At 35.9% G+C, this 2,504-nt stretch carries 3 protein-coding genes; 2 read left to right on the forward strand and 1 reads right to left on the reverse strand.

The window, feature by feature from the left end; all coding sequences use genetic code 11:
• A partial coding sequence (locus MVY38_RS07725; RefSeq protein ID WP_297484948.1) for an aminotransferase class V-fold PLP-dependent enzyme occupies positions 1-446 on the forward strand: 446 nt, incomplete at its 5' end.
• Between the two features lie 37 nt (positions 447-483).
• Positions 484-1,464, forward strand: a complete 981-nt coding sequence (locus MVY38_RS07730; RefSeq protein ID WP_297484950.1) for an iron-sulfur cluster assembly scaffold protein — start codon at positions 484-486, stop codon at positions 1,462-1,464.
• 9 nt (positions 1,465-1,473) lie between these two features.
• On the opposite strand, the gene MVY38_RS07735 is transcribed toward MVY38_RS07730, so the two are convergent.
• Positions 1,474-2,504, reverse strand: a 1,031-nt coding sequence (locus MVY38_RS07735; RefSeq protein ID WP_297484952.1) for a type II toxin-antitoxin system HipA family toxin, incomplete at its 5' end; no start/stop codon positions are given.

The following is a 2,504-nucleotide window of genomic DNA, read 5'->3' on the forward strand; positions in this document are numbered from 1 at the left end:
ATGAGACTACGGCAAAAATTAGAGCAAAACGAGATAGACTTGAAGATGCACTTTTAGAGCTTAGTGATACTTTTGTAGTAGGTAATCGTGAAAATCGTACACCAAATACTATTCTTATCTCTATTCGTGGTGTTGAGGGTGAGGGCATGCTTTGGGACTTAAACAATGGTCAAATTGGAGCCTCAACAGGTTCTGCTTGTGCCTCTGCAGAGTTAGAAGCAAATACAGTTATGCTCGCAATTGGTGCTGATAACGAACTAGCACATACTGGTATAAGACTCTCACTTTCTCGTTTTACGACAGATGAAGAGATAGACTACACTATAGAGCACTTTAGAAATGCAGTAGCTAGACTTCGTGCTATCTCAAGCTCATTTGCAAAAGTACAACCAACTCCTGGTGGAGAAGCTGGTGAGTGTGCAATGCCACACCATATGGCGCATTAAGAACAATAAAATAGAATAAAATTTAAAGGATAATATAATGGCTAAGGACGATTTACTTGGCGCATCACTTTGGGATGCGTACTCAAACAAAGTAACAACTTTAATGAACAACCCACAACATCAAGGGGAGATTACTCCTGAGGAAGCTGAGTCACATGGTAACAAGCTTATTGTTGCTGATTTTGGTGCTGAGAGCTGTGGTGATGCGGTAAGATTATATTGGGAAATTGATCCAAAAACAGACAAAATTGTCAACTCAAAATTCAAATCTTTTGGATGTGGTACTGCTATAGCATCATCTGATGTTATGACGGAACTTTGTATTGGTAAAACTGTTCAAGAAGCGGTAAAAATTACAAATATTGATGTTGAGTTTGCTCTTCGTGATGATCCGGAAACGCCTGCTGTTCCACCACAAAAAATGCACTGTTCTGTAATGGCTTATGATGTTATTAAAAAAGCAGCTTCACTCTACCTTGGTGTAACTGAAGAGAGTTTTGAAGAGGACATCATCGTATGTGAATGTGCGCGTGTTTCTCTTGGAACTATTCAAGAGGTTATTCGTTTGAATGATTTAAAAACTGTTGAGGAGATTACAGACTATACAAAAGCTGGTGGTTTTTGTAAATCTTGTATCAAACCAGGTGGTCATGAAGATAGAGAATATTATCTTGTAGACATCTTGGCAGACACTCGTCGTGAGATGGATGAAGAGAAGATGAAAGCAGCAGCCGATGCACAACTCGCAGGTGCTGATAACTTTGAAGAGATGACACTTGTACAGCAAATTAAAGCAGTTGATGCTGTCATTGATGAAAATGTGCGTCAGTTTCTTATTATGGATGGTGGAAATATGGAAATTATTGACATCAAAAAAGATGATGATTACATAGATATTTACATCCGTTATATAGGTGCATGTAATGGTTGTGCTTCATCTGCAACAGGTACACTTTATGCAATAGAAAGCACTCTAAAAGAGAAACTTTCTAAAAAAATAAGAGTTTTACCAATCTAAGTTTTTCCTCTAAAACCCTTGGCTTAGGTCGAGGGTTTTTCCCAACAAATTTTTCAAATGTTTTAGCAAGTTTTTTTTATCCTCATTTTTTTCTTTTACCATGTTATTCTCTATTGTGGTAAGTATCTTCTTACTTGCATTTATACACTCATCATAAAGTAAAGTTACCTCGTGTTTTGTGAGTTCACAACTTTCCATACCAAATCGAAGAATGTACTTTTTATCCCACCATTTTTTACTGCCAAGTAAATTAAGCGCTAAAATGTCATTTTTTATATAAAAAGTTGTGGAGATAATATCATAAGCAGGAGCTAGTTTTATGTTCTCTATATCTTCATAAACAAGTCCAAAGTTTTTCAAGTGAGCATCACCGTTTTGGAGGATGTTATTTATAACAATGATTTTAAAAAAATCTTTGAGACTTCTCTTTTTGTATTTGGGTGACACGAAAGTCTTGATGCTTTTTGCTATGCTCTCGTAACTCCCGTCATATTTTTCATCACTCTGTTTGGCTTGTAAAACGCACATATCTTCAAAGCCAAGTATTGTATCATCTTCAAGAATATCAAATCGTTTCATAATAAAGAGTTTGGCATCACTTGATAGATAAAACTCTGGCACAGGAATATTTGCATACTTTGCAAGAAGCATGCAATAGTATTCATTGAATGCTAATTCAGGGTATTCTTTCCCCCACGATTTTACGATATAGTTGTCATATTTGAGTGTTGCTTTGTTGTGAATATTTGCTAAAACCTTTGGTTGGACACCACTAATTGCTGAATTGAGTGCAAATTTTGAGACAAGTTCTTCAAAAAGATTAGTAGATTGTGGATTGAGCAGATCATTCAGTTCAAGAGAATTCTCTGTATTATCTTCTATTGAGTTATAGGTTATTCGCCCTTTGACACCTTTTGAAATAAGTTTGAGAAGTCCAAATTCATCTGTTTTAACGATTTTAGAAAAGTGTTTTTTAATGATAGAGAGCAGATACCCCTCAGGCAGATTCATCTCAAAAATAGGGTGGAGTTTGTTGTTTA

This window comes from Sulfurimonas sp., from assembly GCF_027056685.1.
In the GTDB taxonomy this organism is placed as follows: Bacteria; Campylobacterota; Campylobacteria; order Campylobacterales; family Sulfurimonadaceae; genus Sulfurimonas.

What these genes read in the sequence shown, in the direction of transcription:
- MVY38_RS07730 (WP_297484950.1), top strand. Translation starts at nt 484, where the DNA reads ATGGCTAAGGACGATTTACTTGGCGCATCACTTTGGGATGCGTACTCA.